This window comes from Streptomyces sp. NPDC127197 (assembly GCF_042672405.1).
Lineage (GTDB): Bacteria > Actinomycetota > Actinomycetes > Streptomycetales > Streptomycetaceae > Streptomyces > Streptomyces flavusporus.
The window spans coordinates 65,318-88,870 of the sequence record NZ_JBHXVG010000022.1 but is presented as its reverse complement, the minus strand read 5'-3'; the positions used below and the strand labels follow the sequence as shown (position 1 = coordinate 88,870).

The 23,553-nt window shown below is 71.1% G+C and carries 25 protein-coding genes; 17 read left to right on the top strand and 8 right to left on the bottom strand.

Annotated elements, in window-relative coordinates:
- Window position 1: 1 nt before the first annotated feature.
- Together ACFVJQ_RS29445 and ACFVJQ_RS29440 are read right to left on the bottom strand one after the other, a co-directional pair.
- Window positions 2-1,693: a bifunctional 3'-5' exonuclease/DNA polymerase gene (locus tag ACFVJQ_RS29445; RefSeq protein WP_385788474.1), complete on the bottom strand. Its 1,692-nt coding sequence runs from the start codon at window positions 1,691-1,693 to the stop codon at window positions 2-4.
- 195 nt (window positions 1,694-1,888) lie between these two features.
- Window positions 1,889-2,632: a Clp protease N-terminal domain-containing protein gene (locus ACFVJQ_RS29440; protein ID WP_385513245.1), complete on the bottom strand. Its 744-nt coding sequence runs from the start codon at window positions 2,630-2,632 to the stop codon at window positions 1,889-1,891.
- An 85-nt stretch (window positions 2,633-2,717) separates the two neighbouring features.
- Between ACFVJQ_RS29440 and ACFVJQ_RS29435 the strand changes: the two genes are divergently transcribed.
- On the top strand, window positions 2,718-3,851 hold the full coding sequence (locus ACFVJQ_RS29435) for a DUF2786 domain-containing protein (protein WP_385788471.1): 1,134 nt from the start codon (window positions 2,718-2,720) through the stop codon (window positions 3,849-3,851).
- Between the two features lie 76 nt (window positions 3,852-3,927).
- Window positions 3,928-6,153 (top strand): FUSC family protein, encoded by a 2,226-nt coding sequence (locus ACFVJQ_RS29430; protein ID WP_385788468.1) that lies wholly within the window; start codon window positions 3,928-3,930, stop codon window positions 6,151-6,153.
- A gap of 49 nt (window positions 6,154-6,202) precedes the next feature.
- On the opposite strand, the gene ACFVJQ_RS29425 is transcribed toward ACFVJQ_RS29430, so the two are convergent.
- The 3 genes from ACFVJQ_RS29425 to rpmB form a co-directional block, all read right to left on the bottom strand.
- Window positions 6,203-6,718: a hypothetical protein gene (locus tag ACFVJQ_RS29425; protein ID WP_385513242.1), complete on the bottom strand. Its 516-nt coding sequence runs from the start codon at window positions 6,716-6,718 to the stop codon at window positions 6,203-6,205.
- 72 nt (window positions 6,719-6,790) lie between these two features.
- Entirely contained in the window at window positions 6,791-7,096 is a 306-nt protein-coding gene (rpsN, locus tag ACFVJQ_RS29420) for a 30S ribosomal protein S14 (protein ID WP_385513241.1), read from the bottom strand.
- Window positions 7,097-7,114: 18 nt separating this feature from the next.
- Window positions 7,115-7,351 carry a 50S ribosomal protein L28 gene (gene rpmB, locus ACFVJQ_RS29415; RefSeq protein ID WP_129799523.1) on the bottom strand — a complete coding sequence of 79 codons (237 nt, stop codon included), beginning with the start codon at window positions 7,349-7,351 and terminating at the stop codon, window positions 7,115-7,117.
- Between the two features lie 66 nt (window positions 7,352-7,417).
- Here rpmB and rpmG point away from each other — a divergent pair, with 66 nt between their 5' ends.
- The 5 genes from rpmG (at window position 7,418) to ACFVJQ_RS29390 (ending at window position 9,908) form a co-directional block, all read left to right on the top strand.
- Window positions 7,418-7,582, top strand: a complete 165-nt coding sequence (rpmG, locus tag ACFVJQ_RS29410; protein ID WP_009192555.1) for a 50S ribosomal protein L33 — start codon at window positions 7,418-7,420, stop codon at window positions 7,580-7,582.
- Between the two features lie 9 nt (window positions 7,583-7,591).
- Window positions 7,592-7,840, top strand: coding sequence for a type B 50S ribosomal protein L31 (locus tag ACFVJQ_RS29405; protein WP_385513240.1), 249 nt, complete (start codon window positions 7,592-7,594; stop codon window positions 7,838-7,840).
- A gap of 3 nt (window positions 7,841-7,843) precedes the next feature.
- Entirely contained in the window at window positions 7,844-8,995 is a 1,152-nt protein-coding gene (locus ACFVJQ_RS29400; RefSeq protein WP_385788462.1) for a CobW family GTP-binding protein, read from the top strand.
- Window positions 8,996-9,000: 5 nt separating this feature from the next.
- Window positions 9,001-9,234 (top strand): 30S ribosomal protein S18, encoded by a 234-nt coding sequence (rpsR, locus tag ACFVJQ_RS29395; protein ID WP_224737353.1) that lies wholly within the window; start codon window positions 9,001-9,003, stop codon window positions 9,232-9,234.
- A 374-nt stretch (window positions 9,235-9,608) separates the two neighbouring features.
- The gene (locus tag ACFVJQ_RS29390) at window positions 9,609-9,908 is read left to right on the top strand and encodes a DUF397 domain-containing protein (protein ID WP_385513238.1); all 300 of its coding nucleotides are present in this window, start codon (window positions 9,609-9,611) and stop codon (window positions 9,906-9,908) included.
- A 91-nt stretch (window positions 9,909-9,999) separates the two neighbouring features.
- On the opposite strand, the gene ACFVJQ_RS29385 is transcribed toward ACFVJQ_RS29390, so the two are convergent.
- Window positions 10,000-10,494, bottom strand: a complete 495-nt coding sequence (locus ACFVJQ_RS29385) for an ATP-binding protein (protein WP_385513237.1) — start codon at window positions 10,492-10,494, stop codon at window positions 10,000-10,002.
- Window positions 10,495-10,825: 331 nt separating this feature from the next.
- Between ACFVJQ_RS29385 and ACFVJQ_RS29380 the strand changes: the two genes are divergently transcribed.
- From ACFVJQ_RS29380 to ACFVJQ_RS29340, 9 genes are all read left to right on the top strand, one after another.
- Window positions 10,826-11,650 (top strand): helix-turn-helix domain-containing protein, encoded by an 825-nt coding sequence (locus ACFVJQ_RS29380; protein ID WP_385788582.1) that lies wholly within the window; start codon window positions 10,826-10,828, stop codon window positions 11,648-11,650.
- Window positions 11,651-11,761: 111 nt separating this feature from the next.
- Window positions 11,762-13,222, top strand: coding sequence for an aldehyde dehydrogenase family protein (locus ACFVJQ_RS29375; RefSeq protein ID WP_385788458.1), 1,461 nt, complete (start codon window positions 11,762-11,764; stop codon window positions 13,220-13,222).
- 50 nt (window positions 13,223-13,272) lie between these two features.
- Window positions 13,273-13,536, top strand: a complete 264-nt coding sequence (locus ACFVJQ_RS29370; RefSeq protein WP_385788455.1) for a type II toxin-antitoxin system prevent-host-death family antitoxin — start codon at window positions 13,273-13,275, stop codon at window positions 13,534-13,536.
- A gap of 235 nt (window positions 13,537-13,771) precedes the next feature.
- Complete coding sequence (locus tag ACFVJQ_RS29365; protein ID WP_385513233.1) at window positions 13,772-14,413, top strand: PadR family transcriptional regulator; 642 nt, start codon at window positions 13,772-13,774, stop codon at window positions 14,411-14,413.
- A gap of 74 nt (window positions 14,414-14,487) precedes the next feature.
- Window positions 14,488-15,438, top strand: a complete 951-nt coding sequence (locus ACFVJQ_RS29360) for an ATP-binding cassette domain-containing protein (RefSeq protein ID WP_385788452.1) — start codon at window positions 14,488-14,490, stop codon at window positions 15,436-15,438.
- Window positions 15,435-16,196 (top strand): ABC transporter permease, encoded by a 762-nt coding sequence (locus ACFVJQ_RS29355; protein WP_385513231.1) that lies wholly within the window; start codon window positions 15,435-15,437, stop codon window positions 16,194-16,196. Before ACFVJQ_RS29360 ends, ACFVJQ_RS29355 begins: the two co-directional genes overlap by 4 nt.
- Before the next feature lie 113 nt (window positions 16,197-16,309).
- Window positions 16,310-17,521 (top strand): WD40/YVTN/BNR-like repeat-containing protein, encoded by a 1,212-nt coding sequence (locus tag ACFVJQ_RS29350; RefSeq protein WP_385788449.1) that lies wholly within the window; start codon window positions 16,310-16,312, stop codon window positions 17,519-17,521.
- A gap of 100 nt (window positions 17,522-17,621) precedes the next feature.
- Window positions 17,622-18,383, top strand: a complete 762-nt coding sequence (locus ACFVJQ_RS29345; protein ID WP_385513229.1) for a MerR family transcriptional regulator — start codon at window positions 17,622-17,624, stop codon at window positions 18,381-18,383.
- Between the two features lie 179 nt (window positions 18,384-18,562).
- The gene (locus ACFVJQ_RS29340; protein ID WP_385788445.1) at window positions 18,563-19,513 is read left to right on the top strand and encodes a DedA family protein; all 951 of its coding nucleotides are present in this window, start codon (window positions 18,563-18,565) and stop codon (window positions 19,511-19,513) included.
- Window positions 19,514-19,525: 12 nt separating this feature from the next.
- On the opposite strand, the gene ACFVJQ_RS29335 is transcribed toward ACFVJQ_RS29340, so the two are convergent.
- The gene (locus tag ACFVJQ_RS29335) at window positions 19,526-21,193 is read right to left on the bottom strand and encodes a threonine/serine exporter ThrE family protein (RefSeq protein WP_224737358.1); all 1,668 of its coding nucleotides are present in this window, start codon (window positions 21,191-21,193) and stop codon (window positions 19,526-19,528) included.
- A 123-nt stretch (window positions 21,194-21,316) separates the two neighbouring features.
- Window positions 21,317-21,808 carry an inorganic diphosphatase gene (locus ACFVJQ_RS29330; protein WP_053756473.1) on the bottom strand — a complete coding sequence of 164 codons (492 nt, stop codon included), beginning with the start codon at window positions 21,806-21,808 and terminating at the stop codon, window positions 21,317-21,319.
- Between the two features lie 79 nt (window positions 21,809-21,887).
- Here ACFVJQ_RS29330 and dacB point away from each other — a divergent pair, with 79 nt between their 5' ends.
- A complete protein-coding gene (gene dacB, locus ACFVJQ_RS29325; RefSeq protein WP_385788442.1) occupies window positions 21,888-23,483 on the top strand; it encodes a D-alanyl-D-alanine carboxypeptidase/D-alanyl-D-alanine-endopeptidase in 1,596 nt (531 codons plus the stop codon).
- The last annotated feature ends 70 nt before the right edge of the window (window positions 23,484-23,553 follow it).

Sequence of the window (23,553 nt, the reverse complement as noted above, 5' to 3'; positions counted from 1 at the left end):
GTCACTTCGCGTCCGCGTAGCACTCCACCACCGCCGTCGTGAACGGAAACCGCACCGGTGTCTCCCCGAAGGTGAGCCGCGCGGCCAGCTCCGCCGCCTCCCGGATCGCCGCCACGACCGCCTCGGCCTCCTCCTGAGGGCAGTGCACGATCACCTCGTCATGCTGGAAGAAGACCAGTTCGGCGGCCAGGTCCGCGCAGGTTCGCCGCAGTGCGGCGAGCAGCAGCAGGGTCCAGTCGGCGGCGCTGCCCTGGACGACGAAGTTGCGGGCGAAGCGACCGCGGGCGCGGGCGTTGGTGGAGGCGTAGCCGGGGACCCATTCCTGGCCGCCGGCGACGGCCTCGCCCGGGTCGTCCTGGGGGATGCCCGCCTCCTCGGCGGCGTCGCTCGCCCCGGCGGCCGGCGGGCAGGTCCGCCCCAGCCACGTCCGCACCAGTCGGCCCTCCTCGCCCGCCCGGGCAGCCTCGTCGACGTACGCCACCGCCTTGGGGAAGCGGCGTCTGAGGGCGGCGAGGTTCTTCAGGCCGTCGCCGGAGGTCTGGCCGTAGATGGCGCCGAGCACGGCGAGCTTGGCCTGGGCGCGGTCGCCGGAGAAGGCGCGGTCGGAGACGGACTGGTACAGGTCGGTCTCCCGGCCGGCCACCTCCATGAGGCCGGGGTCGCGCGAGATCGCCGCCAGCACGCGCGGCTCCATCTGGTCGGCGTCTGCGACGACGAGCCGCCAGTCGGGGTCGGCGACGACGGCACGGCGGATGACCTTGGGGATCTGGAGCCCGCCCCCGCCGTTGGTGACCCAGCGTCCGGTGACGGTGCCGCCCGCGAGGAACTCCGGCCGGAAGCGCCCGTCGCGCACCCAGTCCTGGAGCCAGGACCAGCCGTGGGCGACCCAGATGCGGTACAGCTTCTTGTACTCGACCAGCGGTTTCACCGCCGGGTGGTCGAGGGACTCGATCTCCCAGCGCCGCGTGGAACCGACCTTGATCCCGGCCTGTGCGAAGGCCCTGACCACGTCGGCGGGCAGATCGGGGCGCACCCGGCGGCCGAAGGCGGCGGACACCTCGTCCGCGAGCTCGGCCAGCCGGCGGGGTTCGCCACCGCCCGCGTACCGCTCGCCGAGCAGGTCGTGCAGCACCTCGCGGTGCACCTGCGCGCTCCACGGCAGCCCCGCGCGGTTCATCTCGGCCGCCACCAGCATGCCCGCCGACTCGGCTGCCGTGAGCAGCCGCATCCGGTCCGGATGCGCGGCTGCGTCATGCCGCCGCTGCTGCTCGGCGTACACGGCGAGGAGGTCGTCGAGCGGCAGCCGGACGCCCTGTGGCTCGAACAGCGGGGACTGCGCGCCCGGTTCGGCGGACCGCAGGGGCGGATCGGGCGGTACGGGGCCGCCGCGCAGGCGGGCCAGGGCCGCGGCGGCCGAGCGTGGCTCGCCGTACCGCCCCTCATGGCCGAGGAGGAGGGTCTCGGCGTCCTCGATGTCGTAGCACCGCTCCACTCGCACCCCCGCGGCGAGCAGACGCGGATAGACCTCGGCGGTGGACCGCCACACCCACCGCGTGACGTCCGGCCGGGTCCGCACCGCCGCCACGAGGTCCGGCTCCCGCCGCACCGCCCCGACGGGCAGCCCGTCCGGACCGAGGGAGGCGAGCTCCACACCGCCGTCCTCGGCCGGAGCGAGCGCCCAACGTTCGGCCATGCTTGCGAGTGTGGCAGCAGGGTCTGACAACGCGGCCGCCCCGGCGATCGGACGGCTTTCGGACACCGGCCTTCGGGGCTTGGCGGCAGGAGGGCTTTTGGGCACGGGTCTGGCAGCGGGGCGCCGGCCCTCGGTATCGGCCGCCGGCCCTCGGGGCTCGGGAGCCGGACGGCCTTCGCGCGCCGGCCCCGGGCCTCACTCCGCTTCGCCACCCCCCTGCCGCTCCCTCACCAGCTTCGCGAGGGCCTCGGTGACGTACGTCTCCACCGCCGGCTTGGTGATGCCGAGGCCGGAGAGGACGCCCTCGCCGTTCTCGAACTCCAGGAGGGCCAGCAGGAGGTGCTCGGTGCCGACGTAGTTGTGGCCGAGGCGGAGGGCCTCGCGGAAGGTGAGTTCCAGGACCTTCTTGGAGTCCGAGCCGTACGGGACGAGCTCGGGGGCGTTCTCGACGGCGGGCGGGAGTGTCGCCCTGGCCGCGTCGCGGACGGTGTCCAGAGAGACGCCCAGCGCGGTGATCGCCTGTGCGCCCAGCCCTTCCGGTTCCGTGAGCAGGCCCAGGATCAGATGGGCGGGCAGGCCCTCGGCGTGCTGCGCGACCTTGGCCTCGGTGTGCGAGGCCACGACCACCTGGCGGGCCCGGGGGGTGTAGCGGCTGAAGCCCTGGCTGGGGTCGAGGTCGGTCGACTCCTTGGGTACAAAGCGCTTCTGCGCGGCCTGCCGGGTGACGCCCATGCTCTTGCCGATGTCCGTCCAGGACGCCCCGGAACGCCGGGCCTGGTCGACGAAGTGGCCGATCAGGTGGTCGGCCACGTCGCCCAGGTGTTCCCCGGCGATCACGGCGTCCTGGAGCTGGTCGAGGGGTTCGTCGTGGACCTTCTTGATGGCCGCGATCAGATCGTCGAGACGAATGGATGACGTGATGTTGGGGTTCGTCGCCATGTGTCAACCGTAGGTTGACGCCTCTCGGGCGTCAACCCCGAGTTGACATCATAGGGAACCCCACGCGCGTGACACGATCAGGCGCGTGGACAAGAGCAGCACCGTCGATCGCGCCTTCGAGGCCGCCCTGTACGCCCGTACGGACGACGACACCGCCCTCGACACCGGCGCGTCGCTGCTCGCGGCCGACCCGGCGGCGGACGCGGAACTGGCCCGGCGCGGGGCGGAGTTCGTCGCGGCGGCCTGGCGGCGCGGATGGCAGCCCGCCGACGTCGTGCGGATCGTCCGCCGCGAATTGGACGACGTGCACGTACGACTCGTATCGGCGCTGATCCTCCAGCAGGCACCGCACGACCGCCCGCGCGGCCCCCGCTGGGCCGCCCAGCTCGCCCGGCTGGCCGAGCCGGAGGGCCGGCGTACCGACCGGCCCACCGTCACCCCGCCCGGCTCGGACCGCTTCACGTACGCCACCGCCGTCCTGGAGCTGTACCGCCTGCTGCTCCGCCTGCCCACCCTGGAAGTTCTCGACGAGCCGCGACGGTCCAGGCCCGAGTCACGCGCGCTGACCCGCATCCGCGCCCTGCTCGCCAAGGCGGAGGCGACCGGCTACCCGGACGAGGCGGAGGCGCTCAGCGCGAAGGCGCAGGAGCTGATGGCCCGGCACAGCATCGACGAGGCGCTGCTCGCCGCGGGCGCGCCGGCCGCCGACGAGCCCGCCGCCTGCCGGATCGGTGTCGACCCGCCGTACGAGCAGGCCAAGGCGGTCCTCCTCGACGCGGTCGCCGCCGCAAACCACTGCCGGGCGGTGTGGAACGAGCCCCTCGGCTTCTCCACCGTCGTCGGCTTCGAACCCGACCTGGAGGTGGTCGACCTCCTCTACACCTCGCTCCTCGTGCAGGCCACGACGGCGATGACGAAGGCGGAGGCGGCCCAGCGTAAGGGCGGCCGCAAGCGCACGAAAACGTTCCGGCAGTCCTTCCTCGCCGCCTACGCCCACCGCATCGGCACCCGTCTCGAGGTCGCCGCCGAGACCCAGGTGACCGACGACCTGCTCCCGGTTCTGGCCTCCCGCGAGGTCGCGGTCACCGGTCGTCTGGAGAGCATGTTCCCGGAGACGACCACGACCCGGCTGCGCGGAGTCAGTGACGCGGTCGGCTGGACGGAGGGGGCACACGCCGCGGACCGGGCGGAGGTCAGGTCGCGCCGCCGCCTGGACTGACTCGTCGATCGCGCACCCGGAGGGCACCCCCACATGTTCCGTCTGACATGCGCAATATGTCCCGTACGCTGACGGAATGAGCTGGTTTCGGGCGCTGAGGGAGACCGCGCGCTCGGGGCTCAGTGTGCAGCGGACCCGGCTGGAACCGCTGCTCGCGCTGCGCGGCGCTGCCGGACTCGCGATCACCGTCTGGGTGAGCATGTGGGCGCTGGGGCCCGAGGCGGCGGTCAGTTCGGCCTTTGGGGCGTTCCAGGCGGCGATCGCCACCTTCCAGCGCAGCTGGCGCCCGCGCCCCGAGCTGGCCCTGGCCTCCGGCACCAGCCTGGCCGTCTCGACCTTCCTCGGCTACCTCACCATCAGCCACCTCGCCCTCTTCGTGGCCCTGCTGGTGCTGTGGACCTTCGCGGCCGGCCTGACCTGGGCCGCGGGCCCGACGGCCGGCCTGATCGCCTCGTCCAACGTGGCGATGATGCTGGTGACGGTCACCCTGCCGACCTCGGTCGCCCAGGCCGCGGGGCATGCGGCCATGATGATCTTCGGTGGTCTGGTGCAGGCGGCACTGATCGTGCTTGTTCCGGTACGACGCTGGGGCCGCCATCGCGACGCGCTCGCGGACGCCCTGGCCGCCGAGGCCGACTACGCGCGTCGGCTGCGCCACGACCCCGTCGCGCCCTTCGATCCGCTGCCCCTGATGGTGGCCCGCGAAGCGGCCGCCGTGACCCCCCGCCAGGCCCGCCGCCGCCCCGCCGAACTGCACGGCGCCCGCGGCCTGGCCGAGCGTATCCGCCCGGTCCTCGCCTCCCTCGCCGACCCGGCCGTCGGCGTACCCGAGAAGGGCCGGGCGCGCGACCTCGTCCGCGAACTCCTCGGTGCGGCGGCCACCATCCTCGACGCCGCCGCCGGTGCCATCCGCCGCGGCGACCCGGTCGAGCTCCCCCCGGCCGCGGTGACCGCGTTCGGCACCGCGGCCACGGGCGCCGTCCTGACGGGCCCGGCCCGCCGCGCGGCGTCGCGACTGGGCCGTCTGCTGGGGGACGTGGTGGAGACGGCGAGCGGGGGAGGCGCCGGGCGACTCCAGCAGGTATCGACGCTCAAGGGCGGCGGAGGCACCAGGCAACGCCCGCCCGTAGCGACATCCGAGAGCGGCAGAGGCACCCGGCAACGCCCACCCGTGTCGACGCCCCAGGCGTCGACCGGCCCTTCCTCCTCCCCGAAGACCCTCCTCCGCCCCACCTTCCCGGAACTGATCCCCGCTGCCCTCAGGTCCATCCGCAAGGAACTCCGCCCGAACTCACCGGTCACCCGCCACGCCACCCGCTCCACTGCCGTCACCGCCACCGGCTACCTCCTCGGCGCCGCCCTCCCGCTCGGCCACGGCTACTGGGCGCCGCTCGCCGCGGTCATGATCATGCGCCCGGACTTCTCCCAGACCTACAGCCGTGCGGTCGCCCGCCTGGCCGGTACGGTCATCGGCGTGGGCGTGGCCACCGGCGCACTCCAGGCCACTCACGCCGGCCCGCACCTCTCCGCCGCGCTGGCCGTGGCGAGCGCCGGGCTGATGTACCTCCTGATGAGCTCCGCCCAGTTCGTGGCCCAGGCCTGCATCGCCGCGTACGTCGTGTTCCTGCTCGGCACGGCCGGCGAGCAATGGACCCAGACCGCCCCCGAACGCATCCTGCTCACCGTTGTCGGCGGTCTCCTCGCGATGGTCGCGTACGCCGTCTACCCGGCCTGGGAGACACCGCGCCTGCGCACCCTCCTCGCCGACTGGCTGGCCGCGCAGGGCCGGTACACCGCCGCGGTCGTACGGCACTACGCCGAACCCGTCGGCAAGGCAGCCCCCGACGTCCGCGAGGCCCTCCTGTCCGCGCGCGATGCCCGCGCGGCCTGGCACGCGGCGGTGGCCCGGGCCGCGGACGAGCCCGTACGCCAGCGCGGCCTGTCCCGGGTCGCCGCCGACGACGCGGAAGACGCCCTGATGCAGATGGGCCGCGTGACGATGCTGATGGAGGCCCATCTCCCGGAGCGCGACGCCCGCCCCGTCCCACCTGCCGCCCGCCTCGCCGACGCTCTGCGTACGGCCACGGAAAAGGGCGCGAAGGCCGTCCGCGAGCGCCGGGTCCCACGCTGGGACGCCGTACGCGACGCCCTCGACGACCCGATGTGGAGCATCGCCGACGACCCCGTCGTACGCCACGGCTCCCGCATGCTGCACCGCTGCCTCACGGAACTGTCCGAGGCCCTGGACCCGACGCCGCCCTCGTCGGACGACCGCGGCCCACCGCAGCGGTCGGGGACGTGACCTCACGACCCGGATCCGGCCGTGGCAGACCGCCGCAGCGGTCCGGGCGTCAGCCTGCCGTCGGCAGACCCGACGGCAGCTTTCCGCCCTCTGCCTTGGTGTAGGTCTCCGCGCCGAGACCGCCCTCCCACGTCACCTTCAGAGTCGTGGCGTCGACGGAGTCAACCGTGCCGGTCCCGCGCTCATCACTCCCGTCCGGGCAGGTGAGACGGATGGTCGGCGTGCCCGAGGCCTTGCCCACGCGCCCGCTGCACACGGTCCCGCCGGTGGCGAACAGCCCGGCGTCGCCACCGGTGACCACCAGCGCCACCGCCTCGCCGTCGGTCGTGGCGAGCCAGCTGCCCTGCAGGTCGCCGGCCGCGGACGGCGACCCGCTGCTGCCGCCACCGCCCGTACCACCGCCGGTGTCGGCCGACGAGGCGCTGGGGCTGGGCGCGGAGTCGTCCGTGGAGCCGTCGTCGCTGCACGCGGTCAACGCGGTCAGCGCGAGCACGCCCGTCAGCGCAGCGGCCGCAATCCGCACCCGCCGACGCACCAGCACGCGCGCGTAGGTCGCCGAAGTCACTGCATGCCCCCAGTGGTGAGCCGGTTAGCCGTACGACCGCAGCAAGCTACCAGCCCGTAACCGGATCGGTCCCTACCAGGACGACTTCCGCACCCCCGGCAGATACCCCGCGTGCGCCTGCTCCCGCAGACTCACCCGGGACAGCCCGAACGCTCGGAAGTAGCCGCGCGGACGGCCGTCCACCTGGTCCCGGTTGCGTACGCGCGTGGCGCTGGCGTCCCGCGGCTGCTTGCGCAACTCGCGCTGTGCGGCGAGCCGTTCGGTCTCCGTGGAGGACGGCCGCCGGATGATCTCCTTCAGCTCGGCCCGTCGTGCGGCGTACCGCGCGACGATCTCCTGCCGCCGCTCGTTCTTCGCGATCTTGCTCTTCTTCGCCATCTCGGTTCCCTCGCCCTCTCAGACCTTCACTCCGCGCGCGCGGATGCGGGCCACCGCCGCCTCGACGCCGATCGTGTCGACCGTCTTGATCGCCCTGGCGCTCAGCCGCAGGCGTACGTACCGGCCCTCGGTGGGCAGCCAGTAGCGCTTGGTCTGGATGTTGGGGTCGAAGCGGCGCGAAGTGCGCCGGTGCGAGTGGGAGATGCGGTTGCCGAAGCCGGGCTGTGCGCCGGTCAGCATGCAGTGGGCGGACATCGGTGGTGACGTACCTCTCTGCTCTCAGGGTGTGTAAATGGAATTCATTTTCAGTAAGGTACCAGCATGGCACGCAACGAACTCCGCCCGGTCATCAAGCTCCGGTCCACAGCCGGCACGGGCTACACGTACGTCACCCGCAAGAACCGCCGCAACGACCCGGACCGCCTGACCCTGCGCAAGTACGACCCGGTCGTCGGCCGCCACGTCGACTTCCGAGAGGAGCGCTGACCAGCCGCCATGCGCAAGGGAATCCACCCGGACTACGGTCCCGTCGTCTTCCGTGACCGTGCCGCGAACTACGCCTTCCTGACCCGCTCGACGATGACGAGCGACAAGACGATCGAGTGGGAGGACGGCAACATCTACCCGGTCGTCGACGTCGAGATCTCGAACGTCAGCCACCCCTTCTACACCGGCACCGCCCGGGTCCTGGACACCGCCGGACGCGTCGAGCGCTTCGAACGCCGGTACGGGAAGCAGGGCTAGCCCATGCCCGAGCTCTCCGTCGTGATCGTCGGCGGGCTGCACGCCGACGCCCGCAAGGCGGCCGTCGAGCAACTGCTCGCCGACGTGTCCGGCAGCGTCGTACTCCACCACGACCTGGCGACGGCCGCGGCCGGCACGGTCGTACGGACCGTCCGCGACGCCATCGGCATCCGGGACGCCGGCGAAGCCCCGCTCGTCAACGACTGCGCGTGCTGCGCGCTGCGCGAGGACCTGGTGCCCGAGCTGCGGCGGCTCGCGGACGCCGGCGGCACCCCGCTCGCGGTCGTCGAGCTGTGGGACTCCGTCGAACCGAAGGCCATGGCCGAGGTGGTCACGTCCGGCGGGCTCACGGTCACCGGCGTGATCACCGCCGTCGACCCGGCGCTGCTGCTGCCGTACCTCGGCAACGGCGACGACCTCGCCGAGCGCGGCCTCGCCGCCGCGGCCACCGACCAGCGCACCGTCGCCGACACCTTCGCGCGGCAGTTGGAGTACGCCCCCGTCCTCGCCGTCCTGGACTCCCCGGAGGCCGACGACGAGGACCGCGAGCTGCTCGCCCAACTCCACCCGACGGCCCGTCAGGTCCCGATCGGCCACGGCGACCTGACGGGCGCGCGCTCCCTGCTGGCGCACGCCGCCCTCGCCGGCTTCGACGTCGAGGCGGCCGCCGCGGCCCAGCACCCGGCGTGCGCCCTGCTGCCCGCCGAGGCGGACGCGCACGGCGTCTCCACGCTCGTATGGCACCGGCGCCGCCCCTTCCACCCGGAGCGGCTCTATCAGGCGCTGGAGGACCTGACCTGCGCCGCCGCCCGCAGCCGGGGCCGGTTCTGGCTCGCCGACAGACCGGACACGCTGCTGCACTGGGACGCGGCCGGCGGTGCCCTGTGCGTGGAGAGCGCGGGCCCATGGCTGGCCTCCCTGCCCGACGCGGCCTGGGAGATGGTGCCGCCGGTGCGCCGTGCCGCCGCAGCGCTGGACTGGCACCCCGAGCACGGCGACTGCTGCCAGCACCTGGTCTTCACGTCCCCCGGCCTCGACCGCGAGGGACTCGAGCAGTTGCTGGAGTCCTGCCTGCTGACCGATGCCGAGTACGCCGCCGGGCGCGACGCCTGGAAGCGGCTGCCGCCCGCCTTCGACACCCTCCTGGAGGTCTGACTCCGATGCCCCGCAAGCCCGAGCGCAAGCCGGCCAAGAACCGGCCCAACCCGCTCGACCAGGCCAAGATCACGTACATCGACTACAAGGACACCGACCTGCTGCGGAAGTTCATCTCCGACCGAGGCAAGATCCGCAGCCGCCGCGTCACGCGCGTTACCGCCCAGCAGCAGCGGCTGCTGGCCCGTGCGATCAAGAACGCACGGGAGATGGCGCTGCTGCCGTACTCCAGCCGCTGAGCACACCCGTACAGGTAGGCGATTCCCCGCGTCCGACGCGCAGGGAATCGCCTATCTCTCTTCTGTCGGCCGTCTTGGAACAGGAAGGCCGCGGAACGCGTCTCTTCCGGTGCACGAAGGATTCGATCCGGACGATCCGGCGCAGTTGATGGCGCGAAGGTCATGGACGGGGGGCGGTGGTCGCATGTCCTGCGATCCCTGGGGCAGACGCTGGAACGGTTTCGGTAAAGCGGTCGTCAAAGCTGTAACCGCAGGAACACCCCCCGTGCACGTGCATCTGCCCATGCATCTGCACGTGAACAGGGTTATGATCCGGCACAGTTGACCATTGCATCCATGGCCATACCAGCCAGTGCACCACCGGGGAGCGACCTGTGGATCACGACGTGTACGACGGTGACGTGTACGACGCTGACGTGCACCACGGCGCCGCGGCGTCCGGCGTGTACAACGGCATGGCCGCCACGAGGCTGCACGGCGTGGCCTGGCAGAAGAGCCGGCACAGCAACTCGCAGGGTTCCTGCGTGGAGTTCGCGCGGCTGCCGGGCGGACGGGTGGCCGTGCGCAACTCGAACTTCCCGGACGGCCCTGCCCTCGTCTACACGCGCGCGGAGATCGAGGCGATGCTCCTCGGCATCAAGGACGGCGAGTTCGATCACCTGATAGCGGGCTGACCCGCCCCACCACCGGGGCAACTCACACGTATCGGTACGCAGCGCTCCGTAACGCGCGTAGAACCGCGGCACGAAGAAGTGCCGCGGTTCGTCACCCGTCGGGCTGAAGCCGGAACAGCGCCCAGACGACCTTGCCGCTGAGCGTGCCCGCGAGCGGATGCCAGCCCCAGCTGTCGCAGAAGGAGTCGACCAGGAACAGTCCGCGCCCCGACTCCGCCGAGAAGTCGTCGGCCTCGCGCGCGACCGGACTGTCGTTGCTGGGGTCGCGCACCGCGCACACCAGCCGCTCGGTCCACCGCATCAGGTGCAGCCGTACGGCCGGCTCCTCCGCTGCCCGCGGGCCCGCCGTCGGCAGCGCGTGGCGCAGGGCGTTGGTGACGAGTTCGGAGACCACCAGGCAGACGTCGTCGAAGCGTTCCCCGATGTCCCACTGGTCGAGTGTTCCGCGCGTGAACCGCCGTGCCTCGCGGACCGCTTCGTAGCGGCCGGGCAGGGCGCAGGAGGCGGCGTTGGACACGGCCGCGGGATCCAGCGGCGGAAGGCCCTGCCGTAACGGCTCGAGCATGGTCGATCCATTCGTCCCCATGCGAGGCACTCCCGGGAATTCGCGGTCAGCGATGCAGCGGTGGCGCGGGACCATGGTTTCGGATGCGTACAGCAGATGCAAGGGCAGATGCACGTGCACGCGACCGAATTGGCCCCTCCCGTACCGCTTGTTGGCCATTTTTTCCGCCAACTTCGGGCCGTCCGCTTGCCCTCTCCTTCCCCCGACGGTCGCGGAATCTTCGGCTTCTTTCCGTCTGTGTAATCGGACGAGTACTGCTCGGAGTGTTTTAGTGGCAGACTGCGGGCCCTGAAGACGGTTGGGGAGGCTGGCGAACGTGAGCGCGGGAGAGCCCGGATCGGTGGTGCGGCGGATGCTGCTCGGCTCGCAACTCAGGCGACTGCGTGAGGCGCGCGGCATCACGCGCGAGGCGGCGGGATACCACATCCGCGCCTCCGAGTCGAAGATCAGCCGGATGGAGTTGGGCCGGGTGAGCTTCAAGACGAGGGACGTCGAGGACCTGCTGACGCTGTACGGGATCAATGACGAGACGGAGCGCACCTCGTTGGTCTCGCTCGCCCGCGAGGCCAATGTCGCGGGCTGGTGGCACAGTTACTCGGACGTCCTGCCGAGCTGGTTCCCGACGTATGTCGGCCTGGAGGGCGCGGCCTCCCTGATCCGCGCCTACGAGGTGCAGTTCGTGCACGGACTGCTGCAGACCGAGGCGTACGCGCGCGCGGTCGTCCGGCGCGGCATGAAGGGCGCGAGCGAGTCCGACGTCGAGAAGCGGGTGGCGCTGCGCCTGGAGCGGCAGAAGCACCTCGTCTCCGAGAACGCCCCCGACTTCCACATCGTCCTGGACGAGGCCGCCCTGCGCCGCCCCTACGGCGACCGCGAGGTGATGCGCGGGCAGCTCCAGCACCTCATCGAGTTCTCCGAGCGGCCCAACGTACGGCTGCAGATCATGCCGTTCAGCTTCGGCGGCCACGCCGGCGAGTCCGGCGCCTTCACCATCCTCGGTTTCCCGGAGTCCGACCTGTCGGACGTCGTGTATCTGGAACAGCTCACCAGCGCGCTGTACCTCGACAAGGCCGAGGACGTCGCCCAGTACGAGAAGGCCCTCAAGGAGCTGCAGCGGGACAGCCCGGGTCCGGCCGAGAGCCGGGATCTTCTCCGAGGTCTGCTCCAACTGTCGTAAGACATCAGTACGATGACGTGAGATCAGATCACAAGTCGATCGGGTGTCCACGACGGCCGTGCCGTCCGGGCCGCCTCCGACTGGTCCTGCGGCAGGGGATTGAGGGATCACATGTCGTCCTACTTCACCGACCTGGCTCAGCAGTACATCGACGGCGAGTGGCGTCCGGGCACCGGCTCCTGGGAGATCATCGACTTCAACCCGTACGACGGTGAGAAGCTCGCGGCGATCACCATAGCCACGGTCGACGAGATAGATCAGGCCTACCGTGCGGCCGCCCGGGCCCAGAAGGAGTGGGCCGAGGCCGGCCCGTTCGCCCGGCGTGCCGTCCTGGAGAAGGCGCTGCGCCTGCTCGAGGAGCGCGAGCAGGAGCTCACCGAGGTGATCATCGCCGAGCTGGGCGGTACTCATGTGAAGGCGGGCTTCGAACTCCACCTCGCCAAGGAGTTCCTGCGCGAGGCCGCGAGCCTCACGATGCGCCCCGAGGACCGCCTCATCCCCTCCCCGGACCCCGGCAAGGAGAACCGCCTCTATCGCCTCCCGGTCGGCGTCGTCGGTGTCATCAGCCCGTTCAACTTCCCGTTCCTGCTGTCGCTGAAGTCGGTCGCCCCGGCCCTCGCCCTGGGCAACGCCGTCGTGCTCAAGCCCCACCAGGACACGCCCGTCGCCGGCGGCTCCGCCATCGCGAAGCTCTTCGAGGACGCGGGACTCCCGGCCGGTCTGCTCAACGTCGTCATCACGGACATCGCGGAGATCGGCGACGCCTTCCTCGCGCACCCGGTCCCCAAGGTCATCTCCTTCACGGGCTCCGACAAGGTCGGCCGCCACGTCGCCACCGTCTGCGCGCAGCACTTCAAGCGGTCGGTCCTCGAACTGGGCGGCAACAGCGCGCTGGTGGTCCTCGACGACGCCGACATCGACTACGCGGTCGACGCCGCCGTCTTCAGCCGGTACGTCCATCAGGGGCAGGTCTGTATGGCCGCCAACCGCGTGCTGGTGGACCGCTCGATCGCCGACACGTTCACGGCGAAGTTCGTCGCCAAGGTGAAGTCCCTCAAGGCGGGCGACCCGCGCGACCCGCAGACGGTCATCGGCCCGGTCATCAACGCCTCCCAGGCGGAGTCGATCTCGGGCACGGTCGAGCAGGCGCTCGCCGAGGGCGCCACGGCCCTGGTGCGGGGCACGACGAGCGGCAACCTGGTCGAGCCGTCGGTCCTGACGGACATCCCCGCCGACTCCGGTCTGCTGCGTCAGGAGGTCTTCGGCCCGGTCGCCTTCCTCATCCCCTTCGACGGCGAGGAGGAGGCCGTACGCCTCGTCAACGACACCCCGTACGGCCTCAGCGGCGCCGTCCACACCGGTGACGTCGAACGCGGCATCCGCTTCGCCCAGCGCATCGACACCGGCATGTTTCACGTCAACGACGGCACTGTCCACGACGAGCCGCTCGTCCCCTTCGGCGGCGAGAAGAACTCCGGCGTGGGCCGCCTGAACGGCGAGACGACGCTGGATGCGTTCACGACGCTGAAGTGGATCTCGGTGCAGCGGGGGCGGAGCGGGTTTCCGTTCTAGGGAGGCGGTTCCGGGCACAGCAGGCATGCATCCAGGTGCACAGTAGATGCATGTCTGCTACGTATCCCATTGGGGAGGCGCGGGGCAAACTCGGCGAGCTGGCTCGCCGGGCTGCGCAGCACGAGCACATCACCCTGACTGACCGAGGTGTCCCGGCTGCAGTGCTGATCTCCCCCGCCGAGCTGGAAGATCTGGAGGACGCCCTCGCGCTTGCCCGCCTGGAGCGGGACAGGGCCCTGGGGCGCGCCAAGGCGCCCATTCCGCATGATGAGGCGCGGCGCGCGCTGCTCGAAGCGGCGGGGAGGAGTGAGTGACCTGGCAGGTCGTCTGGGAGCCCGCGGCCCTCGATGCCGCCGCGGGTCACCTCAAGGATGACCCGCTCAGCGTCGACGCACTTCTGCAGGTCACCGACCAACTCGCCGAAAACGGGCGGCCAGCATCGAGCACGTAGGCCGCACGGCCATATGACGTGACCGTGAGTCCCTGGACGGCAAGACCGCCTTCGAGCTGGTTGCCCTCGCCGGAACCTGAGGTCATAACCTGGACGGCATGTCAGCGATCCGTCTCCTCGTGCTGGGTGCCGTCCGCCAGCACGGGCGGGCCCACGGCTACCAGGTGCGCAACGACCTGGAGTACTGGGGCGCGCACGAGTGGTCCAACGCCAAGCCCGGCTCGATCTACCACGCCCTGAAGCAGATGGCTAAGCAGGGCCTGCTCCACGCGCACGAGATCGCCCCGTCCACCGCGGGCGGCCCGCCGCGCACCGAGTACGAGATCACCGACCGGGGCACCGAGGAGTACTTCCGGCTCCTGCGCGAGGCGCTGACCTCGTACGACCAGAAGATGGACATGAAGTCGGCGGCCATCGGGTTCATCGTCGACCTGCCGAGGGCGGAGGCGGTGGCGCTCCTGAAGGAGCGGACCCGGCGGATCGAGGAGTGGCGCGCCGCCGTCACCGAGCACTACGTCCCCGAGGACGGCCCCGAACAGCTCGGCCACATCGGCGAGATCATGAACCTCTGGATCCACACCGCGGATGCCGAAGCCGAATGGACCCTGGGCCTGATCGGTCGGATCGAGGGCGGCGCGTACACCTTCGCCGGGGAAGGCGACCCTTTCGTCGGCGTCCTGGCCGAGGGTCAGGAGAACCCCTTTGCGACGGCGGACCGGCATCCCGAGGACAACCGTTAATCAAGTTTGACTAGAGGGTGAGCCGGGCATTAGCCTCCCGCTGGTAGTCAAACTTGACTAGCGAGGGAGTCTCAGTGGCCGACACGGCGATCACCGTCGAAGGGGCACGCAAGAAGTACGGCGACAAACCCGCACTGGACGGGCTCGACCTCACGGTCGCGCGCGGCGCGGTGCACGGAGTGCTCGGCCCGAACGGCGCCGGCAAGACCACCCTGGTCCGCATCCTGTCCACACTGCTGCGCCCCGACGCGGGCCGCATCGTGGTTGCGGGCCACGACGTCGTCACGGAGGCGTACGACGTACGGTTGCGGATCGGCCTGCTCGGCCAGCACGCCGCCGTCGACGAGGAGTTGAGCGGCTACCAGAACCTGGAGATGTTCGGCCGCCTGTACCACCTGGGCGCCCGCCACGCGCGCGTGCGGGCCGGTGAACTCCTGGAGCGTTTCGGCCTCACGGACACCGGCCGCAAGGCGGTCAAGCAGTACAGCGGCGGCATGCGGCGCCGCCTCGACCTCGCCGCCTCTCTGATCACCGAACCGGAGGTGCTCTTCCTGGACGAACCGACGACCGGCCTCGACCCACGCGGCCGCGCCGAGGTGTGGGCCTCCGTCCGCTCCCTGGCCGGCGGCGGCACGACGGTCCTGCTCACCACCCAGTACCTGGAGGAGGCCGACCAGCTCGCCGACCGCATCTCGGTCGTCGACCGCGGCCGGGTCGTCGCCGACGGCACGGCCGACGCCCTGAAGGCGCTGACCGGCGGCGACCGCATCGACGTCGTCCTGCGCGACGCCGGCCACCTCGGCGCCGCAGTGGCCGTGCTGCCGATGCCCAAGGACGACGTCACGGTCGACACCGACCGGCGGCTGCTCAGCGCACCGGTCACCGACCGGATGGCGGCACTCTCCGGCGTCGTACGAGCCCTGGAGGAGGCCGGTATCGAGGCAGAGGACGTCGCCCTGCGCCGGCCCACGCTCGACGAGGTGTTCCTGCATCTCACCGCAGACCGTGTGAAGGAGGCCGCGTGACCACGTACGCACTGACCGACTCCTGGACGATGACCCGCCGTGAACTCGCCCACTGGGCACGGCAACCGGTCCAGGTCGTCGTCAACGTGGCGTTCCCCGTGATGCTGCTGCTGATGTTCGGTTACCTGGTCGGCGGCGGCCGCGGCGTCAGCGGCGAGTATGTCGACTACCTCGTCCCCGGCATGCTCGCGCTCACCATGGCCTTCGGCCTGGAGGGCACGATGATCGCCGTCACCCAGGACCTCAACAAAGGCGTGATCGACCGCTTCCGGTCCATGCCCATGGCCAACGGCGCCATCCTGGTGGGCCGTTCGGTGGCCGACATGCTCCAGTCGGCGCTCGCCCTGACCGTCCTCATCGGCGTCGGGCTCGCGCTCGGCTGGCGTGCGCACGGCGGGGCGGCGACCTTCCTGGGGGCGCTGGGCCTGCTGCTGCTGTTCCGCTTCGCGATGCTGTGGATCGGCATCCAGCTGGCCCTGGTGGCCGGGAAGCCGGAGCTGGTGCAGGCCGTGCAGATCCTGGTCTGGCCGGTCGGCTTCCTGTCCAACGCCTTCGCCACACCCGGGGCCATGCCGGACTGGCTCGGCACGGTCGTCCAGTGGAACCCGATGTCCCACACGGCGACGGCCGTCCGCGATCTGTTCGGCAACCAGGGCGGGGAGGCGGGGCACGTCTGGCCCGCGGTCGTCTGGCCGCTGGCGCTGCTCGCGGTGTTCTTCCCGCTGGCCCTGCGCCGGTTCGCCCGCCTGAGCAAGTAGGGCGCCGCGCCCCGGCACAGCGCGTCCGGCAGAAAGTTCGCCGGGGAGTGGAACCCGAAGCCGGTCCGCGGTGTACCAGAAGCAGATACCGGTCACCGCGGATCGGAGGATCCATGGATGTACGTCGATGGCGGCTGCTCCTTGTGGGAGCCCTGCTCGTCTGCCTTCTGGCAGCGTGCAGTGTCGGCACGGAGAGCGTGGACGAGGAGCCGGCGGGGGCACCCGCGAAGAAGAACACGCACGCGCCTGCGTCGTCGGGGTCCCCCTTCGCCGCGCCCCCGAACATACCGTCGGCCACCGACCTGCCGGGTGCGTCCTACGACGTCGCCTTCGCCGCGGACGGCAGCGGTTTCACCCTCCGCGCAGACTGCGGCGATGACCGCTGCCGTCAGTACGTCGCCGTGCTCGAGGCGAACGCCGGGCTGTGGCGCCTGGCCGAGTCCCCGCTGCCGGACGTCACGGGCGACCGGGGCCTCACCGCCGGTCTCACCGTGCTCGGCCCGGGCCGCGTCCTGATCACCGACAGTTCCGAGCGGACCGGCGTTCCCAGCCGCACCTGGTTCACCCGCGACAACGGCCACACCTGGAAACGCGGCACGGCGAAGCCGACGGGCACCACGCCGACCGTGCCCGAGAGCGCCCCCCTCGTCACCGAATGCCTGGCACTGGCGGCCGACGGCAACGAATGCGCCCGCAACAGACTGCTCGTCGTCATGCCGGACACCGGAGAGCACCGGATCCTGGCGCATCAGCCGCCGCTCAAGGGGACCTTGGCACCGGCCGGCGACATCGCCGAGAACGCCCTGTTCGCAACGGGCCTGGATCCCGACTCCGGCCTGCCCACCCTGGTCCTCAGCGAGGACCGTGGCCGCACCTGGCGCTCCACACAGATGACCGGCGTCGCCGAGCGGGCGTGGGCCCTGAAGGTGGTCGCCGGCCGGAGCGCGCTGTACGCGGTCCAGCCGGGCCAGTTGCCCAGCCACGAGGAAGTGAAGAACGGCCTGAGGGCCCTCCACGTCAGCACCGACGGCGGCACCACCTGGACCCGGATATGGCGCTACCGGGAGGGAGTCGAGCCGCTCTCCATCCTCGGCGACCTTCTGGTGGCCGACGACAACAGCCTCGTCGTGTACGGCGAGACCGGCGTATGGCGCAGCACCGATCAGGCCCGCACCTTCCGAGCCGACAGTCCCACGCGCGGCCCGGCGGGTTCGGTACACAAGACCCCGATCGGCTGGCTGTGGGCCGACAGCTACGGCAAGGGCACCTACCGCATATCGTCCGACGGCCTCACCTGGCACATCTTCCACCTCGGCGAGGATTGAGCACCGGTCCTCGGTGTGCCGAACCCGCCCGGCACAAACGACTTGCACCTCACGTGGCGTGAGGGCGGACCGTGGAGGGCGTACCGAGAAGGGAGCGGAAGTGAGCTACTCCGTGGGACAGGTCGCCGGGTACGCCGGAGTCACGGTGCGCACCCTGCACCACTACGACGACATCGGCCTGCTCGTCCCGAGCGAGCGCAGCCACGCGGGCCACCGGCGCTACAACGACGCCGACCTCGACCGGCTGCAGCAGATCCTGTTCTACCGCGAGCTCGGCTTCCCGCTCGACGAGGTCGCCGCCCTGCTCGACGACCCGGACGCGGACCCGCGCGCGCATCTGCGCCGCCAGCACGAGCTGCTGACCGCCCGGATCGAGAAGCTGCAGAAGATGGCGGCGGCCGTGGAGCACGCCATGGAGGCACGCAAGATGGGCATCAACCTCACGCCCGAGGAGAAGTTCGAGGTGTTCGGGGACTTCGACCCGGACCAGTACGAGGACGAGGTGCAGGAGCGCTGGGGCAGTACCGACGCCTACCGGGAGTCGCAGCGGCGCACGGCCTCCTACACCAAGGAGGACTGGAAGCGCGTCACCGAGGAGTTCGACGCCATCCACCGGCGCATGGCCGACCTGATGGCCTCCGGCACGCCGGCCGACTCCGAGGCGGCCATGGACACGGCGGAGGAACACCGCCGGTTCATCTCCCGCTCGTACTACGACTGCTCGCACGAGATGCACAGCTGTCTCGGCGAGATGTACGTCGCCGACGCCCGGTTCACCGCGACGTACGAGAAGATCCGGCCCGGCCTGGCGGCGTACCTGCGCAACGCGATTCTCGCCAACGCGGCCCGGCACACCTCGTAAGACCCTGGCCGGGAGCCCCGCTCCCGGCCAGGACCACCGCCGACCCACAGCTGTGTCCTGGCCGGTGCACAGCGGATCCCGGAGACACCGGTGGAACCTGGGGTGGACATCTTGCGTTGATAGCTTTGTCCGGCCGAACCGAACGCCGTACTTCCCTCACCCCACAGGAGCCCGGAACCGTGACGACGCTTGCCCTCGGACCGAGCTGGCTGGATCCGAACTATCTGCTGGACAACTTCGGGATCTGGGGCCTGCTCCTCATCGTCTTCGCCGAGTCGGGCCTGCTCATCGGCTTCTTCCTGCCGGGTGACTCGCTGCTGTTCACGGCGGGCCTGCTGATCACGTCGAATCAGCTGGACTTTCCGCTGTGGGCCGCGATCGTCCTGATCTGCATCGCCGCGATCCTCGGCGACCAGGCGGGCTACATGTTCGGCAAGAAGGTCGGCCCGTCGCTCTTCACCCGCCCGGACTCCCGGCTCTTCAAGCAGGAGAACGTCACCAAGGCGCACGAATTCTTCGAGAAGTACGGCCCGAAGTCCCTCGTCCTGGCCCGCTTCGTGCCCATCGTGCGGACGTTCACGCCGATCATCGCCGGCGTCAGCGGCATGCGGTACCGCTCGTTCCTCATCTTCAACGTCGTCGGCGGCATCCTGTGGGGCGCGGGTGTCACACTGCTCGGCGCCTGGCTGGGCAACATCGACTTCGTCAAGAGCAACATCGAAGCGATTCTCATCCTGATCGTCTTCGTCTCCGTGCTCCCGATCATCATCGAGTTCTGGCGCGCACGCTCGAAGAACAAGAAGAACCCGCACCAGCAGCCGCAGTCCCCGGTCCAGCAGCAGCCCCTGATGGACGACGCGACGACCCAGCTGCGCCGCGTGGAGCCGAACCACCAGGACCAGCCCTACGGCGACCAGGCTTACGGAGAGCAGCCCTACGGCGACCAGCCCTACGGCGACCAGGGCTACCCGCAGCAGGGACAGAACCAGCAGCAGTACGGATACGGCCAGACCCCGCAGCCGTACGCCCCGCAGTACCCGCAGGGCTACCAGCAGCAGCCCTACGGTGCACAGCAGGACTACCAGCAGGGCCGGCAGCAGTACCCGTACGACCCCTACAGGCAGAGCTGAAAGAGCCCGGCCCTAGAAACCCCGCGTCCGCTTGGCGGCCTTCCGCCCCTCGGCGGAGCCGCCCGGCAGGCGGAGGAACAACCGCGAGATCTCCGACCCGAGGTTCACCCCGATGGCGATGGCCATCGCAAGCGCGGCGGCCTTGGTGAGCGACCCCAGCCCTTCGTCGACCTCGTTCTGCGCGATCGACAGCAGACCGAAGTACGTTGCGGAACCGGGCAGCAGCGGCCCGATCGCCGCCGTCGTGTACGGCAGCGCGGACGCGAACCGATACCGGGACAGCAGCTGCCCGAACAGCCCCACCAACCCCGCCGCCACCGCCGTGGAGGCGACCGGCGACAGCCCACCGGCGTAGTGCATCGCGCCGTACACCGACCACGCGACACCCCCGTTGAGGGTCACGGCGAGCACGGTGGCCCGTTCCTGCTGGAGCAGCACGGCGAACGTCAGCGACAGCAGCATCGACGCGGCGATCTGCACGACCGGCCGCTCGGCGATGTTCATCGCCGCGTCGGGGGTGAGCTGGGCGCCCAGCTGGACGCCGAAGTACAGCATCACCAGCACGCCGACGACGATGCCGACGAAGAGGTACATGACCTCCAGCAGCCGTGCCGCCGCGGTGATGTAGAAGCCGGTCAGGCCGTCCTGCACGCCTGCCACCAGCGCCCGCCCGGGCAGCAGCGCGAACAGCCCACCGGTGATGACCGCCGACGCCTTCACGTCGACGTGCGCCAGCGTGAGCGCGACCCCCATCGCGGCCGGCGGCATCGCGGCGACCACGAACTGGTAGAACTCCGGCAGCCCGCGCCCCGCGCACAGCCACGCCAGCCGGTCGCCGAGCATCGCGCCGAGCGCGGCCGCGAAGAACACGATCGCGTCACCGCCGACGAGCACCGAGGCCGCGCCCGCGAGCAGCCCGCTCGCCCCGGTCAGCACCCAGGTGGGGTAGGGGTGCCGGTTGCGGCGGATCTCCGCGAGGCGCCGGTAGGCCTCCTCCAGGGAGATGTGGCTCTCCGGGTCGCTCAGGTCGTCCACGAGCTGGTACACGGCCGCCAGCCGGGTGTAGTCGGTGCCCCGGCGGCGTACCGTCCGCGACGCCGTCACCGGATCGTCGACGAGGGACGGCTGGTACGAGATCGACAGCAGGGTGAAGGTGACGTTGGGCTCGCAGCGGTCCAGCCCGTAGGAGCGGCAGACCGCGAACATCGCCGCCTCCACGTCCTCGGCGCCCTCACCGCCCGCGAGCAGCAGCTCGCCGATACGCAGCGTCAGGTCGAGCACACGCGGAACGGCGGGACCGCCCTCTTCCGCCTTCGGTCCCGGCTCGGGCGCGGGCCGCTCGGCCACCGGCAGCCGCAGCATCGTGCGCATCCGGTCCTGCCAGGGCACGTCCTTGGTCAGCCGGACCACGGGCACACCGGTCGCCGGCGTGAACGCGGCCGGCGCACCGCGGGCGCTGTAGGTGCTCGGCGGACTGAACGCCGACCCCTCCGGCTCGGCGTCGGCCGGCGACGGGACGTCCAGCCCATCGGGTACGGCGAACTCGGACGAGGTCTCCGACTCTGTCCCCTGCCTGGGCACGTCCAGGCCCTCGGGGATCGCGAACTCCGAGGTGACCTCGGGATCGAACGTCGTCCGCGCCTCGTCCGACAGCGGCTTGCGGTCCTCCGCGTCCGTCACTTGAAGCAGTGCTCCCTGTACGACATCCAGCAGGCGTACGACACCCAACAGGCCTCAGTATGCGCACGGACACGCGGACGGGCCGCACACGTGCGCGTGCGGCCCGTTACGGGGATGCGAGGCTCAGTGACCGCCCTGCTCCTTGAACCGCTTGTACGACCGCTCGATCTCGGCCTCGGCCTCGGTCCGGCCCACCCAGTTGGCGCCCTCGACGGACTTGCCGGGCTCCAGGTCCTTGTAGACCTCGAAGAAGTGCTGGATCTCCAGGCGGTCGAACTCGGACACGTGGTGGATGTCCCGCAGGTGCTCCACGCGCGGGTCGTGGGCGGGCACGCACAGCAGCTTGTCGTCGCCGCCGGCCTCGTCCGTCATGCGGAACATGCCGATCGCACGGCACTGGATGAGGCAGCCGGGGAAGGTCGGCTCGTCCAGGATGACCAGCGCGTCCAGCGGGTCGCCGTCCTCGCCGAGAGTGTTCTCGACGAAGCCGTAGTCGGCCGGGTAGCTGGTCGAAGTGAACAGGCGGCGGTCCAGGCGGATACGACCGGTCTCGTGGTCCACCTCGTACTTGTTCCGCGAACCCTTCGGAATCTCGATCGTGACGTCGAACTCCACCGGTGGCTCCTCCATGATCAGCACACAGTTCTGGTGGTTAAGTGTCCCTCACGCAGCTGTGTGATCGCGAAAGGGGCTGGTGGTCGTGCCTGAGCTGAGGCCTTGGCGAGCCGCGAAACCGCGTCTGGCACGGGTCGCGAACGCCGTACGCCCCTGCTTTGCGCGGGTCACGGCCGTGACCGGTCCGCGGGTCACGCGGCTGGTACGCGCCACGAAACCGCAGGTCACACGGGTCGCGACGGCGAAGACCTGGCAGTACACCACGGGCGCCGCCACCGTCGGCCTGGCGCTGGCCGTTGTTGTGGTGACCGCCGCGGGGCCCTGGGACTCCTCAGGCCAGCGTACGGCGGAGCGGGACTGGGCCGCCGCCCAGGAGGGCGGGGGTGGCGCAGATCACGGCAGCCGTTCGGGTACGTCCGACGCGGCGGCTGGCGCGCCCCAGCCCGCCCCCAGTGCGGCCTCCGTCCTGACCGGCCTGGGCGGCGCCGCGAACACGGTCAAGTCGGCCCCCGCCGGCCAGGCCCTGGCCGGTGTCCTGAACCCCCTCCTGAACGACCCCGCGCTCGGCGCCCGCCACGCGGCCGCGGTCGTCGACGTGACCACGGGCAAGCACCTGTACGGCACCGGCACCCACGACGCGCTCACCCCCGCCTCCACCACGAAGATCGCCACCGCTGTCGCCGCCCTCTCCGCCCTGGGCCCCGACCACCGCCTCACCACCCGCACCGTCTACGAACCCGACACCGAGGAACTCATCCTGGTCGGCGGCGGCGACCCCACGCTCACCGCCCGCAAGGGCAGCCGGGGCCTGGCCGACCTGCGCACGCTCGCCCGCGAGACGGCCGCCGCCCTGAAGCAGCGCGACGTACGCCAGGTGACCCTCTCGTACGACACCACCCTCTACGCCGGACCCGAACGTCACCCCATCGGCGTCAACGACAACCTCGCCCCCGTCACCGCCCTGATGGCCGACGAGGCCCGTACGGACGGCTCGACGAGCGGCCCGGCACCCCGGGTGACGGACCCGGCGGCGGAGGCGACCCGGACGTTCGCGGGCTTCCTGCGGGACCACGGCATCAGGACAACATCCCCGGGCCCGTCCAAGGCGACGGACCGGGCCGACGCCCTCGCCACGGTCTCCTCACCCCCGCTCTCGGCGCTGGTCGAGCGGATGCTGACCAACAGCGACAACGACATCGCCGAGGCCCTCGCCCGCCACACCGCCGTCGCGACCGGCGAACGCGCCGACTTCGCCGGAGCGGGCCGGGCGATGCAGGCCCAGCTGAGGAAGCTCGGCCTGCCGCTGAAGGGCACCGTCCTCAGGGACGGCAGCGGTCTGAACCGCGACAACAGGCTGACCGTGGACCTGATCACCGCCCTGTTGCTGAAGGCGGCGGATCCCGCCCGCCCCGCACTGCGCCCCACCCTCACGGGCCTCCCGGTCGCCGGCTTCACCGGCACACTGTCCGACCGTTACGGCGACGGCGCGGCCGGCATCGTCCGCGCCAAGACCGGCACCCTCACGGGCGTGAACGCCCTCGCCGGAACGGTCGTGAACCAGGACGGCCGCCTGCTCGCCTTCGCCTTCCTGGCCACCGGCACCACGGACCCGACGGCGGCCCAGACAGCCCTGGACCGCGCAGCGACGGCCCTGGCGGCATGCGGCTGCCGCTGAGCCCTGCACGGCCGTGCACCACAGCGCCGGAACGAGCCTCAGCCGCTGCCGGCCCCTACGGCCTGCCCCA